Origin of the sequence: Streptomyces eurythermus, assembly GCF_014649115.1 — a bacterium.
GTDB lineage: Bacteria > Actinomycetota > Actinomycetes > Streptomycetales > Streptomycetaceae > Streptomyces > Streptomyces eurythermus.
The window spans coordinates 486,164-500,577 of record NZ_BMSK01000003.1 but is presented as its reverse complement, the minus strand read 5'-3'; the positions used below and the strand labels follow the sequence as shown (position 1 = coordinate 500,577).

Genomic DNA, 14,414 nt, shown 5'->3' with positions numbered 1-14,414 from the left:
CTCACGTTACCGCGAACGGGGGACACGGATGCGCGCCACCGGGGCCGCGGCGCGGGCTGGAGATCGTATCGGCCTACTGTGCTCCCGGATCCCGCGTACGGCCTCGTCCGGAGGTGTCCCCCTTGCCCAGCCCGCCCCGGTCCCCGGCGCGTCCGCAGCGCCGCCCGCAGCCGCCCCTCCGTGTGCCGCGCCCGCCCGAGCGGGCCATGCGGCCGGTCCCGCCGCCGCGGCGGCCCCGCTGGGCCATGCGGGCGGTCACCACCCTGTCGGTCGTGGTGCTCGCCTCCGCCGGGATCGGGCACGCGGTGGTCAGCAGCCTGGACGCGGGCATCGCCCGGATCGACGCCTTCAAGGACATGAAGAACCGGCCCCGGGGCGGGCACGGCATGAACGTGCTGCTGGTCGGCACCGACGCCCGGGACAGGGTCAGCGAACGGGACCGGCGCGCCTTCCGGCTGGGCGGCCAGCCCTGCCACTGCACCGACACCATGATGATCGTGCACATCGCCGACGACCTGGAGCGGGCCACGGTGGTGAGCCTGCCGCGCGACTCCTACGCCGAGATGCCGGCGCACACCGACCAGAACTCGGGGCGGCGGCACGGCCCGCACCCGGTCAGGCTGAACGCTGCCTACGCCGAGGGCGGCCCGCAGCTGACCATCCGCACGGTGGAGAACATGACCCATGTGAAGATCGACCACTATCTGGAGGTCGACTTCACCAGCTTCATGCGGACCGTGGACGTGCTCGGCGGGGTCGAGGTGTGCACGCCGACCCCGCTGAAGGACCGGTACACCGGGCTCGACCTCGCCGCCGGGCGGCACACCCTGCGGGGCGGGCAGGCACTGCAGTACGTGCGCGCCCGGTACGTCGACGGGGCCAGCGACCTGGGCCGGATGAAACGGCAGCAGCGGTTCCTGGCCGCGCTGCTCGACAGGACGACCTCCTCCGGGGTGCTGCTGAACCCGATGCGGTTCCGGGACGTGACCCGGGCGGTGCTCGGCTCGGTCCGCGCGGACACGGGCTTCGGCACCGACGAGCTGCTCGCCCTCGGCCGGGCGATGCGGAACTTCTCGCCGTCCTCCTCGGAGTTCACCACCGTGCCCATCGGGCAGCTGAACTACCAGGTCAAGGGCATCGGCTCGACGCTGAAGTGGGACCCGGCGAAGGCGGAGAAGCTGTTCGCGGCGGTGCGTGACGACAAGCCGCTGGCCGAGGACCGCGCGCACCGCTCCCGGGTGCCCGCGCCGGTGCCGGTGGAGGTGGCCCCGGAGACGATCCGGGTGCAGGTGGCGAACGGCACGGGCACGGTGGGGCTGGGCAAGCGGGTCGACGCGGCGCTCGCGGCGACCGGTTTCGCCACCACCCGCCGGCCGGTGACGGCCCCCGCCCACGTGCCGCACACGCTGGTGTTCTACGACCCCCGCTGGGACCGCTCCGCCCGCTCCCTGGCCGCGGCCCTGCCGGGCAGCGAGCTGCGGGCGGTGCCGGGACAGGGGCCGCTGCTGAAGGTGACGGCCGGCGCCGACTTCAAGGACGTCCGCCGGGTGCGGTTCGACGACCCGGGCCGCCCGGAACAGAGCGTGCTGCGCGGCAACGAGGTGGTGTGCTGAGCGGTGCGCGGGGCGGCGGGGCGGCGGGGTGGCGAGCCGCGCGCGCCGAGGGGGCGAGGCAGTGGCGGCCCGTGCCGGGGGCGGCGAGGCAGTGAGCCGCGCGTGCCAGGAGCCGCGAGGCAGTAAGCCGCGCGTGCCAGGAGCCGCGAGGCAGTAAGCCGCGCGTGCCAGAGGCCGCGAGGCAGTAAGCCGCGCGTGCCAGAGGCCGCGAGGCAGTGAGCCACGCGTGCCGGGAGGCGGCCGGGCAGTGGCCTGCCCGGGCCGCCGGGAGCGGGGCGGTGTGCTGAGCGCTCTCCGGGGCGCTCAGTCCTCGAAGCCCTCCGCCGCACGCTGTTCGCGCAGCTCGCGGATGGCGCGGCGGCGGGCCAGGCGGTGGGTGCGGCGGATCTGCGCCTCCTGGTAGCGGCGGCGGTCGCGGTCGGTCTCGGGTATGACCGGCGGCACCCGGCGCGGCTTGCCGTCGGCGTCCACCGCGGCGAAGACCAGGTAGGCGGAGCCGACCTGGGTGGGCGGGGCGGACTCGTTCCAGCGCTCGGCGAGGACCCGGACACCGACCTCCATCGAGGTCCGGCCGGTCCAGTTCACCTGTGCCTTCACATGGACCAGGTCACCGACGCGCACCGGCTCCAGGAACGCCATCTCGTCCATGGACGCGGTGACGGCGGGACCGCCGGAGTGCCGGCCGGCCACGGCGCCCGCCGCGTCGTCGACCAGCTTCATGATCACCCCGCCGTGCACCGTCCCCAGCAGGTTGGTGTCGTTGTGGGTCATGATGTGGCTGAGGGTGGTGCGGGAGGCGGAGGTGGGCTTGCCCGGGAGTTCCGGTTCCACTTCCGTGGCCTGGTCTGTCATGCCCTCCACCTTATGCCGACGGCGCATTCGCGGAATTTGTGTCGGCTTCGCAACAGCGGGGCCCTGATTTTCCGACAGCCCTTGTCCGGCACACCACGGCGCCCGGCACACTGGTTCGCATGAATGACTGGCCCGAGGGATGGTCCGACGACAACCGCGGCCCGCGCTACGGACGCGGCAGCGCCGGCGCGCGGCCGGAGAGCGCCCGCGTGATGCGTCAGGTGCGGCGCGGCCCGGCGGTACCGCCCGGGCCGCGCTCGGGGCACGACGGCTCCGGCCCGGCGGCTCCGCCGAGCGCTGCCGGGGTGCCGCAGCAGCCGGCGTACGTGGACGGCCGGGGCCATGAACCGGGGGCCGGCGGCTACGACAGCGGCTACAACACCGGCCAGGTCTACGGCTCCCCCGGCGGCCGCGGTCCGGGCGCTCCGGGGGGCGCGTCCGCCCGGGGCCCGCGTCCGGCGCCGAACTGGCGGCGGCGGATCAAGTGGACGGCGATCACGGTGGCGGCTGTGTTCGTCGTCACGTCGGTCGCGACCTACTTCTGGGCCGACTCCAAGCTGCGCCGCGAGGTGGACCTGTCCAAGGTCATCGACCGGCCGGAGGGCGGCGACGGCACGAACTACCTGATCGTCGGTTCGGACAGCCGTGAGGGCATGTCCAAGGAGGACGAGAAGAAGCTGCACACCGGCGGCGCCGAGGGCAAGCGCACCGACTCGATGATGATCCTGCACGTCGGCGACAACGGCGACACGCTGATCTCGCTGCCGCGCGACTCGGACGTGGTGGTGCCGTCGTACCAGGGGTCGACGTCCGGGAAGGTGTTCCCGGCGCAGGGCCGGCACACCAAGCTGAACGCCACCTACGCCGAGGACGGGCCGACGCTGCTGGTCCGCACGATCGAGGCCAACACCGGGCTGCGCATCGACCACTACGTGGAGATCGGCTTCCAGGGCTTCGCGAGCATCGTGGACGCGGTGGGCGGTGTCGAGATCGACATCGACAAGGGCTTCAAGGACAAGTGGTCGGGCGCCGACTTCGAGGCCGGCAAGCAGACGCTGAACGGCCAGGAGGCCCTCGCGTTCGTGCGCACCCGGCACGCGTTCGCCGCCTCCGACCTCCAGCGGACCAAGAACCAGCAGAAGTTCCTCGCCGCCCTGGCCCACCAGGTGGCGACGCCGTCGACGATCCTGAACCCGTTCAAGTTCTACCCGACCATGGGCGCGGGCCTGGACTCCCTGATCGTCGACGAGGACATGTCGCTGTGGGACCTGGCGTCGATGTTCTGGGCGATGAAGGGCGTCAGCGGCGGTGACGGCACCTCGATGAACATGCCGATCTCCGGTTCCGCGGGCGGCAACCTGGTCTGGGACAAGGCCAAGGTGAAGACGCTGGTGGACGAGCTGAACAACGACGAGAAGGTCACCGTCTCCGGGAACTAGGGGAACTAGGCACCGGGGAGCGGGGGCCGGGGGCACCGGACCGGGTGCCCCCGGCCGTGCCGTCGCGGGAGCTACGGCGGGGGCTACACGCGGCCGGCGCCCGCCATCGCCCGGCAGCTCTCGGCACAGCGGCGACACGCCTCGGCACAGCGCGTCAGCTGCTGGTCGTCCGGCATGGTGCCGCACGCCTCGGCGCACAGGTCGCACGCCTTGGCACACAGCGCGCACATGTCGGTGTGCATGGGCGAGCGGCGCATCATCATGTCGGCGCACATCCGGGTGGTCTCGGAGCAGTCCATCAGCGCGCGCATGATCTGCATCTGCTGCTGGCCGCCCTTCTGCATGCAGGAGCTCATGGTCTCCTCGCAGATGCTGTGGCAGTCCATGCAGGCGGCGATGCAGTCCTGCATCTGCCGCGTGAGGGCGGGCATCGCCGGCGACTGGGTCATGGCTCCTCCTGGGAAGGCGGGGGCCCGGGGCGGACCCCGTGTTCTTCCGTCCTACGTCCCCTCCCGCCGCCCCGCACGTCGGGCCCGGGCCGCACCCCGGGCCACGGCTCGCGCCCCGCTCCTCGCCCGCCGTTCTACGGCTTGCGGCCCACCGCTCCGAAGTGGGTGACCTCCGCCGGCTCCGGCTCCCCGGCCGCGGGCCGCCAGCGGGAGCAGGAGACCAGGCCGGGCTCCAGCAGCTCGACCCGGTCGAGGAAACGGGCCAGGTCGGCGCGGCTGCGCAGGGTCATGGGCGCGGAGCCCTGGCCGTTCCAGTACTCCACCGCCTGGGTCATCGCCTCGCCGTCGACCTCGGTGGTGGGGTGGGAGACGACCAGGAAGCTGCCGGAGGGCACGGCGTCCAGGAGCCGGTGCAGGATGGATACGGCCTCGTCGGTGTCCATGACGAAGTTGAGGATGCCGAGCAGGGTGAGGGCGACCGGGCGGTCCAGGTCCAGGGTCCGGGCGGCGCCCCGCAGGATGGCCTCCGGGTCGCGCACATCGGCCTCGATGTAGTCCGTGGCGCCCTCGGGGGTGCTGGTCAGCAGCGCGTGGGCGTGGGTGAGGACCAGCGGGTCGTTGTCGACGTAGACGATCCGGCAGGACGGGTCGACGCGCTGCGCGACCTCGTGGGTGTTGTCGGCGGTGGGCAGGCCGGTGCCGATGTCCAGGAACTGCCGGATGCCCTCGGTGCCGGCCAGGTGCCGGACCGCGCGGGCCAGGAACGCCCGGTCGGCGACGGCCGAGCGGGGCAGCGCGGGGACGAAGCCGAGGATCTGGTCGCCGACTTCCTCGTCCACCCGGTAGTGGTCCTTGCCGCCGAGCCAGTAGTTCCAGATGCGCGCCGAGTGGGAGACGTCGGTGCGCAGCCGGGCCATGCGCGCGACGCCTTCGTCACCCGTTGCCGCGGTGTGGTCGGTCAGGGCCATGGGCGCGGGTCTCCTTCGAAGTGATCACGGTCGGAACGCGCCCAACATAAAGAAGGAAGGCGCCTGGAGGGGCGCCTTCCGGAAATCCGGGAAAACCCCGGACGGTTACGGCAGGTTGCGCGCCATGACGATGCGCTGGACCTGGTTGGTGCCCTCGTAGATCTGGGTGATCTTGGCGTCGCGCATCATGCGCTCCACCGGGTAGTCGCGGGTGTAGCCGTAGCCGCCGAGGAGCTGGACGGCGTCGGTGGTGACCTCCATGGCGACGTCGGAGGCGAAGCACTTGGCGGCGGCGCCCAGGTAGGTGAGGTCGGCGTCGCCGCGCTCGGAGGCGGCGGCGGCCTGGTAGGTGAGGGCGCGGGCCGCCGAGATCTTCATCGACATGTCGGCGAGCATGAACTGGATGCCCTGGAAGTCGGCGATCGGCTTGCCGAACTGCTTGCGCTCCTGGACGTAGCCCTTGGCGTAGTCGAAGGCGCCCTGGGCGACACCGAGGGCCTGGGCGGCGATGGTGATGCGGGTGTGGTCCAGGGTCTTCATGGCCGTCATGAAGCCGGTGCCCTCCTCGCCGATCATGCGGTCGGCGGGGATGCGGACGTTGTCGAAGTAGACCTCGCGGGTCGGGGAGCCCTTGATGCCGAGCTTCTTCTCCGGGGCGCCGAAGGAGACGCCCTCGTCGAACTTCTCCACGACGAAGGCGGAGATGCCCTTGGAGCGCTTCGAGGGGTCCGTCACGGCCATCACCGTGTAGTACTCGGAGACGCCCGCGTTGGTGATCCAGCGCTTGACGCCGTTGAGCACCCAGTGGTCGCCGTCGCGGACGGCCTTGGTCTTCATGCCGGCCGCGTCCGAGCCCGCCTCCGGCTCGGAGAGGCAGTACGAGAACATCGCGTCGCCCTTGGCCAGCGGGCCCAGGTACTTCTTCTTCAGCTCCTCGGAGCCGGAGAGGATCACCGGGAGCGAGCCCAGCTTGTTCACCGCCGGGATGAGCGAGGAGGAGACACAGGCGCGGGCGACCTCCTCGATCACGATGACCGTGGCGAGCGCGTCGGCGCCGGAGCCGCCGTACTCCTCGGGGACGTGCACGGCGTGCAGGTCGTTGGCCACCAGGGCGTCGAGGGCCTCCTGCGGGAAGCGGGCCTCCTCGTCCACCGCCGCGGCGTACGGCGCGATCTTCGCCTCGACCAGGGAACGGACGGCGTCCCGGAGCATGTCGTGCTCCTCGGACGGGCGGTACAGGTCGAAGTCAGCCGATCCGGCCACGGTCTCTCACGCTCCAAAGACGCAGTGATACTGACGCTAATTACCGTTAAGTAACTCAAATTTTAGAGGTCCGGCCCTCACCCGCCTACGTGACCTACGCGACAGCGGGAAAAATGCCCGGTCGGCGGCCCGGATATGCTCGGGCCCGCATGACCGCGCACGACCGACGGACCCGAGCTGGAGCACCCATGAGCCTGAAGATCACCGTGATCGGCACCGGCTACCTCGGCGCCACGCACGCCGCGGCCATGGCCGAGCTGGGCTTCGAGGTGCTGGGCCTGGACGTCGTACCGGAGAAGATCGCCCTGCTGGAACGCGGCGAGACCCCGATGTACGAGCCGGGGCTCCAGGAGCTGCTGCGGAGGCACGTCGCCGGGATCGAGGGCTCGACCGGGCGGCTGCGGTTCACCACGGACTGGGCCGAGGCCGGCGCCTTCGGCGATGTGCACTTCGTGTGCGTGAACACCCCGCAGAAGCACGGCGAGTACGCCTGCGACATGTCGTACGTGGACTCCGCGATCGCCTCCCTCGCCCCGCATCTGCGCGGCCCGGCCCTGGTCGTGGGCAAGTCGACGGTGCCGGTGGGCTCCGCCGAGCGGCTGGCGGCCTACCTGGCCGAGCACGCCCCGGCGGGCGCGGACGCCGAGCTGGCCTGGAACCCGGAGTTCCTGCGCGAGGGCTTCGCCGTCCAGGACACCCTGCACCCGGACCGGATCGTGGTCGGCGTCCGAGGCGAGCGCGCCGAGAAGCTGCTGCGCGAGGTGTACGCGACGCCGGTGGCCGAGGGCACGCCGTTCGTCGTCACCGACTTCCCGACCGCCGAGCTGGTGAAGACGGCCGCGAACTCCTTCCTCGCCACCAAGATCTCCTTCATCAACGCGATGGCGGAGGTGTGCGAGGCGGCCGGCGGCGACGTGGCGAAGCTGGCGGAGGCCATCGGCCACGACGACCGGATCGGCCACAAGTTCCTGCGCGCCGGAGTCGGCTTCGGCGGCGGCTGTCTGCCCAAGGACATCCGGGCGTTCATGGCCCGCGCGGGCGAGCTGGGCGCCGACCAGGCGCTGACCTTCCTGCGCGAGATCGACTCCATCAACATGCGCCGGCGCGGCCAGATGGTGGAGATGGCCCGGGAGGCGCTCGGCGGCGGCTCCTTCCTCGGCAAGCGGGTCGCGGTGCTCGGCGCCACCTTCAAGCCGGACTCGGACGACGTGCGCGACTCGCCGGCGCTGAACGTGGCCGGACAGATCCACCTCCAGGGCGGCCAGGTGACGGTGTACGACCCGAAGGGCATGGCCAACGCCCGCAAGGTCTTCCCGACCCTGGGCTACGCCGACACCGCGGAGGAGGCCGTCCGGGGCGCCCATGTCGTCCTGCACCTGACCGAGTGGCGCGAGTTCCGCGAGCTGGACCCGGCGGCGCTGGGCGAGGCGGCGGCGGCCCGGGTGCTGCTCGACGGCCGCAACGCCCTCGACCCGGAGCTGTGGCGCCGGGCGGGGTGGACGTACCGGGCGATGGGCCGGCCGACGGCGTAACACACGGGCCGGAGGCCCAGGGCGCCCCCGGTTCGGCCGAGGCTCAGTCGGCCGAACCGGGGGCTGTGCGCATTGTGCACCATCGGGGCCGGGGGTCAGGGGCCCTTCGCGCGGTAGCGGCGCATCTTGGCGCGGGCGCCGCAGACCCGCATCGAGCACCAGCGTCCGCGCCCGGCGGGGCTGCGGTCGTAGTACGCCCAGTGGCAGGTCTCGGACTCGCACGCCTTGAGCCTGCTCCAGGTACCGGCGACGAGCGCCTCGGCGACGGCGGCGGCGACCCGGGAGAGCAGCGGGCCCTGAGCGGCGGGGGCCAGCCGGGCGGAGCCGTCGTGGTCGTCCACGGCGACGTACAGCGGGGCCCGGGCGAGCAGGGTGCCGAGCGGGGTCACGGCGCGGTGCGGCGGGTGGCCGGCGTGGGCGAGCAGCGTGGCCCGCAGCGACTCGCGCAGTTCGCGGGCCTCGGCGACGCCGTCCTCGGTGATCCCCAGCCGGACGCGGACCTCCGGCGTGTCCAGGGCGTCGGCGCCCGCCTCGATGTCGAGCGTGTTCACCAGCGTCTCGACCAGCGCCAGGCCGCCCGGAGCGGCGGATCTCTCGCTCATGCTTGCGACGTTACCCCTTCTGCGGGAGCATGCAGTAACCGTTACCGGTTACCCGTCTCTACAGGTAACACCGAGGAGGTAGTCATGGCTCTCGCCAAGCTCGAATCCGTGGTCCTGGACTGTCCCGACCCCCGCGCCCTGGCCGGGTTCTACGCCGATGTGCTGGGCGGCACGGTGGAGGGGGACGACGAGTGGGTGAACCTGCGGGTACCCGGCGGCGCGACGCTCGCCTTCCAGCGGGCGCCCGGGTTCGTGCCGCCCCGGTGGCCCGCGGCGGACCACTCCCAGCAGTTCCACCTGGACCTGACCGTGCCGGACCTGGACGCGGCCGAGAAGGAGGCGCTTCGGCTCGGCGCCCGGCCGCTGGACACCGCCGACCGGTCCCGCAGCTTCCGTGTCTACGCCGACCCGGCGGGGCACCCGTTCTGTCTCTGCGCCGGCTGAGACACCTCGCACAAGAAACCGGAGGACGCATGGCACCCGTGGCCCGTTTCCGCAACGTCGTGCTCGACTGTCCCGACCCGCACGGCCTGGCCGCCTTCTACGCGGCGGTGGCCGGGGGCACCCCGGAGCCCGAGGACGACGACTGGGTCGTCCTCCAGGTGCCGGACGGGCCCCGGCTGGCCTTCCAGCGGGCCGAGGGCTACACCCCGCCCGAGTGGCCGCGCGCCGACCGCAACGGCCAGCAGCTGCACATCGACTTCGACGCGGGCCCGACCTGGGCGGACGTCGACGCCGCCCACGAGCGGGTGCTCGCGCTCGGCGCCCGTCCGCTGGACCTGGAGGACCGCGAGAAGAAGGACTTCCAGGTGTACGCGGACCCGGCCGGGCATCCCTTCTGCCTGTCCCGGATCGAGCGGTCGTAGGCGCTCAAGGGGCGTCCAGGTCGCTGATCCGCAGCGTCGGTGCCTCCCGGCGGTGCTGGGCGGCGCGGGCCGTGAAGTCCGCGCTGCGCAGCACCCGCTGGACGTTTCCCCAGGTCAGCAGGGACAGTTCGGTCTCGGACCAGCCGCGCCGGAGCAGCTCGGCGATCAGGTGCGGATAGCGGGAGGCGTCCGCGAGTTCGCGCGGGTGGACCGCCCCGGAGTCGTAGGTGCCGGACAGGCCGACGCACTCGGGGCCGGCCACGTCCCGGACGTGGTCGAGGTGGTCGGCGACGTCCGGGACGGCCGGGCCGGTCTGCTCGGCGGTCAGCGGCACCATGCACAGGCCCTTGGCCCCGCCCAGGGCGGCCAGCAGGTCGTCGGACAGGTTGGCGGGGTGCGGGCGCAGAGCGCGGGCGGCCGAGCGGGTGCACAGGACGGGTGTCTTGGACAGGGCGAGGGCGCGCTGGACGGTGGCCGGGCCGGCGCCGGTGACGTCGGCGAGCACCCCGAGCCGGTTCATCTCGCGCACCACCTCCTCCCCGAACCGGGTGAGCCCGGACTCGCCGGCCCAGGCGGTGCCGGCGAGGGTGAGGACGCGCAGGCCGAGGGCGTGCAGGACGCGCAGGACGGCGAGGGAGCCGTCCAGCGCGGCGCCGTGCGCGGGGCCGAGCAGCACGGCGATCCGGCCCCGGTTGCGGGCGTCGATGACCTGCCCGGCGGTGCGCACCAGGCGCAGCCCCTCCGGATGGGTCTCGACGACCGAGCGCACCAGGTCCAGCTGTTCCAGGGTCGCCGCGACCGGGCGCTCGCCGGCCGGTCCCTCGGGCAGGTGCAGCGACCAGAACAGCGCGCCGACGTGCCCGGCGCGCATCCGGGGCAGGTCCGTGTCGACGGCGGCCTCGCCCAGCTGGAGGTCGTAGCCGGGCAGGTGGCGCAGGGCCCAGGGCAGGCCGCTGTAGCCGTCGGCGACCGGGTGCCCGGCCAGCAGGGCACGGGCCCGCTCCAGCAGGTCCCCGGCCGACACGTCCTCTGCCGGCACCTCCCCGGCGGGCAGGTCCCCCGGCGGGAGGCGGAAGGGGTCGTCCGGCAGGCCGTCGTCCTCGCCGACCTCGGTCGTGCGGGGGATGTCGTCCTGGAGGTCGGCCATGGCGGGCTCCGTACGTCGTCGGCGGCAACGCCGGTCGTGAGCTGCGACGGGCTGTGGCCGGCGTACCGACACGGTCGCACGGAGCGGGCCGGACCTCCTGGTGAGCGGGGCGTTCGGGGGTAATCCGGTCAGCTCTCGCCGGGTGTGCCGTCCAGTTCCCCGATCGTGGCGAGGGAGGGGCCGCGGGTGGCCTGGAGACCGCGGGCCACGTCCTCCGCCGCGCCCAGCACCCGTACCGCGTTCCGCCAGGTGAGCTTGGCCAGGTCGGTGCGGGACCAGCCGCGGTCCAGCAGCTCGGCGACGAGGTTCGGGTAGCCGGAGACGTCGTCCAGGCCGTCCGGGGTGAACGCGGTGCCGTCGTAGTCACCGCCGATGCCCAGGTGGTCGATGCCGGCCACCTCGCGCATGTGGTCCAGGTGGTCGGCCACCACGGACACCGTGGCGACCGGGCGCGGGTGGCGCTCCTCGAAGGCGCGGTGCAGCCGCATCGCCTCGGGGCTGGTGTCCAGGTGGTGCAGTCCGTGGGCGCGCAGGTTCTCGTCGGCGGCGGCCGTCCAGTCGACGGCGGCCTGGAGCACGAACTTGGGCACGAACGTCACCATCGCCACGCCGCCGTTGGCGGGCAGCCGCTCCAGGACGTCGTCGGGGATGTTGCGCGGGTGGTCGCAGACCGCGCGGGCGGAGGAGTGCGAGAAGATCACCGGCGCGGCGGAGGCGTCCAGCGCGTCCCGCATGGTGGTGGCGGCCACGTGCGAGAGGTCGACCAGCATGCCGAGCCGGTTCATCTCCCCGACCACCTCGCGGCCGAAGGCGGTCAGGCCGCCGGCCCGGGGCTCGTCGGTCGCGGAGTCCGCCCAGTCCACGTTGGAGTTGTGGGTGAGCGTCATGTAGCGCACACCGAGCGCGTGCAGGGCGCGCAGGGTGCCCAGGGAGTTGGCGATGGAGTGGCCGCCCTCGGCACCCATGAGGGAGGCGATACGGCCCTCGGCGCGGGCCGTCTCCAGGTCGGCGGCGGTCCGCGCGGGCGCCAGGTCCGCCGGGTAGCGCTCGAGCATCCGGCGGACGCAGTCGATCTGCTCCAGGGTGGCCGCGACCGGGTCCGGCTGCTCGGCCGGCACGTACACCGACCAGTACTGCGCGCCGACCCCGCCCGCGCGCAGCCGCGGCAGGTCGGTGTGCAGCCGGTCGCGGCGGTCCCCGGCGATGTCCAGGGCGTCGAGGTCGTAGCGGACCTGCTCGCGCAGCGCCCACGGCAGGTCGTTGTGGCCGTCCACGACCGGGAACTCGCGCAGCAGTTCCCGGGCCTCCTCCAGCGCGCCCATGGCGGTCACTTCCCGAAGCCGAAGCCGCTCGCGCCCTCGACCTTGGCGCGCAGCCGCTTGCCCTTCTCGGTGGCCTGGTCGTTCAGGTCCTGCTGGAAGTCGCGCATCCGGTGCAGCAGGTCCTCGTCGTGCGCGGCGAGCATCCGGGCCGCGAGCAGACCGGCGTTGCGGGCGCCGGCGACGGAGACCGTGGCGACCGGGACGCCGGCCGGCATCTGCACGATGGACAGCAGCGAGTCCATGCCGTCCAGGTACTTCAGCGGCACGGGCACGCCGATGACCGGCAGCGGGGTGACGGAGGCGAGCATGCCGGGCAGGTGGGCGGCGCCGCCCGCGCCCGCGATGATCACCTTCAGCCCGCGGTCGGCGGCCTGCTCGCCGTAGGTGATCATCTCGCGGGGCATGCGGTGCGCGGAGACGACGTCGACCTCGTAGGCGATCTCGAACTCGTCCAGGGCCTTGGCGGCGCCCTCCATGACGGGCCAGTCCGAGTCCGACCCCATAACGATGCCTACAACTGGGCTCATTCGGTGATCGTGCCTCTCAGGTAGCCGGCTGCGTGACGGGCGCGCTCCAGCACGTCGTCCAGGTCGTCGCCGTAGGTGTTGACGTGTCCGACCTTGCGGCCGGGCTTCACGTCCTTGCCGTACATGTGGATCTTGAGCTTGGGGTCCCGGGCCATGCAGTGCAAGTAGGCGGAGTACATGTCCGGGAAGTCGCCGCCCAGGACGTTGACCATGACCGTCCACTTGGCGCGCGGGCGCGGGTCGCCCAGCGGCAGGTCCAGGACCGCGCGGACGTGGTTGGCGAACTGCGAGGTGATCGCGCCGTCCATGGACCAGTGGCCGGAGTTGTGCGGGCGCATCGCCAGCTCGTTGACCAGGACGCGGCCGTCGCGGGTCTGGAACAGCTCGACGGCGAGGTGTCCGACGACGCCGAGTTCCTTGGCGATGGTCAGGGCCAGCCGCTCGGCGTGCAGGGCGAGGTCCTCGGGCAGGTCCGGGGCGGGCGCGATCACGGTGTCGCAGACGCCGTTCACCTGACGGGACTCCACCACCGGGTAGGCGACGGCCTGGCCGTGCGGGGAGCGGACGACGTTGGCGGCCAGTTCGCGGACGTAGTCGACCTTCTCCTCGGCGAGGACGGGGACGCCGGCGCGGAACGGCTCGGCCGCCTCCTCGGCGTTCTCCACGACCCACACCCCCTTGCCGTCGTAGCCGCCGCGGACCGTCTTCAGGACGACGGGGAAACCATCGCCCTCGGCCGCGAACCGCACCACGTCCTCAGGGTCGGCCACGATCCGGTGCCGGGGGCACGGGATGCCGATCGCGTCGAGTTTCGCCCGCATCACGCCCTTGTCCTGGGCGTGCACCAGCGCGTCGGGCCCCGGGCGCACGGGAATGCCGTCCGCCTCCAGGGCCCGTAGGTGCTCGGTGGGGACGTGTTCGTGATCGAAGGTGATCACGTCGCATCCGCGCGCGAACTCGCGCAGCGTGTCCAGGTCGCGGTAGTCGCCGATGACGACATCGCTCACGACCTGCGCCGCGGAATCCTGAGGGGTGTCACTGAGGAGCTTGAACCTGATGCCCAACGGGATGCCCGCCTCGTGCGTCATACGCGCGAGCTGCCCCCCGCCGACCATGCCGACTACCGGGAACGTCACCCCCCTAGCGTATCGGCCACGCGGGGGTGGCCGGATCGCCTCCCTCGCGGAACTCTTACCCGACGCTTTCCCGCCTCTTTCCGGTCTGTTTTCCGGCCGGTTTCCCGGCTGTGGGCCGGTCCATGGCACGCCGGGGTCCGCGCGGCTAGCATGGCGGGGTTGTCGAACCCTACCGACGGGAGCTGCCCAGCCATGGAACCTCGTTCCGCGAGGCTGCAACGGCTCGTACGCGAGATGGTGAAATTCGGCGCCGTCGGCGGGGCCGGGGTCCTCGTGAACCTCGGTGTGTTCAACCTGGTCCGGAACATGTCGGACCTGCCGGTGGTACGGGCGAGCATCATCGCGACCGTCGTGGCCATCGTCTTCAACTACGTCGGCTTCCGGTACTGGACCTACCGCGACCGCGACAAGGGCGGGCGCACCCGGGAACTGGTGCTGTTCATGCTGTTCAGCGCGGCCGGCCTGGTGATCGAGAACGGCGTGCTGTACCTGGCGACGTACAGCTTCGGGTGGGACACCCCGCTGCAGAGCAACGTCTTCAAGTTCGTCGGCATCGGTGTGGCGACGCTGTTCCGGTTCTGGTCCTACCGCACCTGGGTGTTCCGGGCGCTGCCGGCCGGGCAGGCCGTGGCGGGTGCGGAATCGATTCTGAAGCAGGAACCGCGGCGGCCCGCGCCCCGGCAGCGGGTTCCGTAACC

15 protein-coding genes are annotated in these 14,414 nt (G+C 72.5%); 6 read left to right on the top strand and 9 right to left on the bottom strand.

Annotated features, from left to right (window positions below):
• The first annotated feature begins 122 nt into the window (after positions 1-122).
• A complete protein-coding gene (locus IE251_RS07750) occupies positions 123-1,613 on the top strand; it encodes an LCP family protein (RefSeq protein WP_444545172.1) in 1,491 nt (496 codons plus the stop codon).
• Between the two features lie 303 nt (positions 1,614-1,916).
• Here IE251_RS07750 and IE251_RS07745 read toward each other — a convergent pair whose 3' ends face one another.
• Entirely contained in the window at positions 1,917-2,492 is a 576-nt protein-coding gene (locus IE251_RS07745) for an acyl-CoA thioesterase (RefSeq protein ID WP_189752129.1), read from the bottom strand.
• A gap of 92 nt (positions 2,493-2,584) precedes the next feature.
• Here IE251_RS07745 and IE251_RS07740 point away from each other — a divergent pair, with 92 nt between their 5' ends.
• Positions 2,585-3,904, top strand: coding sequence for an LCP family protein (locus IE251_RS07740; protein WP_189752128.1), 1,320 nt, complete (start codon positions 2,585-2,587; stop codon positions 3,902-3,904).
• Positions 3,905-3,987: 83 nt separating this feature from the next.
• Here IE251_RS07740 and IE251_RS07735 read toward each other — a convergent pair whose 3' ends face one another.
• From IE251_RS07735 to IE251_RS07725, 3 genes are all read right to left on the bottom strand, one after another.
• Positions 3,988-4,353 carry a four-helix bundle copper-binding protein gene (locus IE251_RS07735; protein WP_189752127.1) on the bottom strand — a complete coding sequence of 122 codons (366 nt, stop codon included), beginning with the start codon at positions 4,351-4,353 and terminating at the stop codon, positions 3,988-3,990.
• A 134-nt stretch (positions 4,354-4,487) separates the two neighbouring features.
• Positions 4,488-5,270 carry an SAM-dependent methyltransferase gene (locus IE251_RS07730; RefSeq protein WP_229896659.1) on the bottom strand — a complete coding sequence of 261 codons (783 nt, stop codon included), beginning with the start codon at positions 5,268-5,270 and terminating at the stop codon, positions 4,488-4,490.
• Between the two features lie 156 nt (positions 5,271-5,426).
• Complete coding sequence (locus IE251_RS07725) at positions 5,427-6,584, bottom strand: acyl-CoA dehydrogenase (RefSeq protein WP_268253322.1); 1,158 nt, start codon at positions 6,582-6,584, stop codon at positions 5,427-5,429.
• A gap of 188 nt (positions 6,585-6,772) precedes the next feature.
• Between IE251_RS07725 and IE251_RS07720 the strand changes: the two genes are divergently transcribed.
• Complete coding sequence (locus IE251_RS07720) at positions 6,773-8,116, top strand: UDP-glucose dehydrogenase family protein (protein ID WP_189752125.1); 1,344 nt, start codon at positions 6,773-6,775, stop codon at positions 8,114-8,116.
• A 95-nt stretch (positions 8,117-8,211) separates the two neighbouring features.
• Here IE251_RS07720 and IE251_RS07715 read toward each other — a convergent pair whose 3' ends face one another.
• Positions 8,212-8,718 carry a CGNR zinc finger domain-containing protein gene (locus tag IE251_RS07715; protein ID WP_189752124.1) on the bottom strand — a complete coding sequence of 169 codons (507 nt, stop codon included), beginning with the start codon at positions 8,716-8,718 and terminating at the stop codon, positions 8,212-8,214.
• An 84-nt stretch (positions 8,719-8,802) separates the two neighbouring features.
• On the opposite strand from IE251_RS07715, the gene IE251_RS07710 reads away from it, so the two are divergent.
• Both IE251_RS07710 and IE251_RS07705 read left to right on the top strand, forming a co-directional pair.
• A complete protein-coding gene (locus IE251_RS07710) occupies positions 8,803-9,162 on the top strand; it encodes a VOC family protein (RefSeq protein WP_189752123.1) in 360 nt (119 codons plus the stop codon).
• A gap of 29 nt (positions 9,163-9,191) precedes the next feature.
• Entirely contained in the window at positions 9,192-9,584 is a 393-nt protein-coding gene (locus IE251_RS07705; protein WP_030788057.1) for a VOC family protein, read from the top strand.
• A 4-nt stretch (positions 9,585-9,588) separates the two neighbouring features.
• On the opposite strand, the gene IE251_RS07700 is transcribed toward IE251_RS07705, so the two are convergent.
• The 4 genes from IE251_RS07700 to IE251_RS07685 form a co-directional block, all read right to left on the bottom strand.
• The gene (locus tag IE251_RS07700) at positions 9,589-10,731 is read right to left on the bottom strand and encodes a dipeptidase (protein ID WP_189752122.1); all 1,143 of its coding nucleotides are present in this window, start codon (positions 10,729-10,731) and stop codon (positions 9,589-9,591) included.
• Positions 10,732-10,859: 128 nt separating this feature from the next.
• Positions 10,860-12,053, bottom strand: coding sequence for a dipeptidase (locus IE251_RS07695; protein ID WP_189752186.1), 1,194 nt, complete (start codon positions 12,051-12,053; stop codon positions 10,860-10,862).
• A 5-nt stretch (positions 12,054-12,058) separates the two neighbouring features.
• The gene (purE, locus tag IE251_RS07690; protein WP_189752121.1) at positions 12,059-12,580 is read right to left on the bottom strand and encodes a 5-(carboxyamino)imidazole ribonucleotide mutase; all 522 of its coding nucleotides are present in this window, start codon (positions 12,578-12,580) and stop codon (positions 12,059-12,061) included.
• The gene (locus IE251_RS07685; protein WP_189752120.1) at positions 12,577-13,716 is read right to left on the bottom strand and encodes a 5-(carboxyamino)imidazole ribonucleotide synthase; all 1,140 of its coding nucleotides are present in this window, start codon (positions 13,714-13,716) and stop codon (positions 12,577-12,579) included. The genes purE and IE251_RS07685 overlap by 4 nt, the downstream gene beginning before the upstream one ends.
• 192 nt (positions 13,717-13,908) lie before the next feature.
• On the opposite strand from IE251_RS07685, the gene IE251_RS07680 reads away from it, so the two are divergent.
• Positions 13,909-14,412: a GtrA family protein gene (locus IE251_RS07680; RefSeq protein ID WP_189752119.1), complete on the top strand. Its 504-nt coding sequence runs from the start codon at positions 13,909-13,911 to the stop codon at positions 14,410-14,412.
• Positions 14,413-14,414 lie beyond the last annotated feature (2 nt).

Coding starts and splice junctions, on each gene's coding strand:
- IE251_RS07745 (WP_189752129.1), bottom strand. CDS start 2,492: ATGCGCCGTCGGCATAAGGTGGAGGGCATGACAGACCAGGCCACGGAA.
- IE251_RS07740 (WP_189752128.1), top strand. CDS start 2,585: ATGAATGACTGGCCCGAGGGATGGTCCGACGACAACCGCGGCCCGCGC.
- IE251_RS07735 (WP_189752127.1), bottom strand. CDS start 4,353: ATGACCCAGTCGCCGGCGATGCCCGCCCTCACGCGGCAGATGCAGGAC.
- IE251_RS07730 (WP_229896659.1), bottom strand. CDS start 5,270: ATGGCCCGGCTGCGCACCGACGTCTCCCACTCGGCGCGCATCTGGAAC.
- IE251_RS07720 (WP_189752125.1), top strand. CDS start 6,773: ATGAGCCTGAAGATCACCGTGATCGGCACCGGCTACCTCGGCGCCACG.
- IE251_RS07715 (WP_189752124.1), bottom strand. CDS start 8,718: ATGAGCGAGAGATCCGCCGCTCCGGGCGGCCTGGCGCTGGTCGAGACG.
- IE251_RS07710 (WP_189752123.1), top strand. CDS start 8,803: ATGGCTCTCGCCAAGCTCGAATCCGTGGTCCTGGACTGTCCCGACCCC.
- IE251_RS07705 (WP_030788057.1), top strand. CDS start 9,192: ATGGCACCCGTGGCCCGTTTCCGCAACGTCGTGCTCGACTGTCCCGAC.
- IE251_RS07700 (WP_189752122.1), bottom strand. CDS start 10,731: ATGGCCGACCTCCAGGACGACATCCCCCGCACGACCGAGGTCGGCGAG.
- IE251_RS07695 (WP_189752186.1), bottom strand. CDS start 12,053: ATGGGCGCGCTGGAGGAGGCCCGGGAACTGCTGCGCGAGTTCCCGGTC.
- purE (WP_189752121.1), bottom strand. CDS start 12,580: ATGAGCCCAGTTGTAGGCATCGTTATGGGGTCGGACTCGGACTGGCCC.
- IE251_RS07680 (WP_189752119.1), top strand. CDS start 13,909: ATGGAACCTCGTTCCGCGAGGCTGCAACGGCTCGTACGCGAGATGGTG.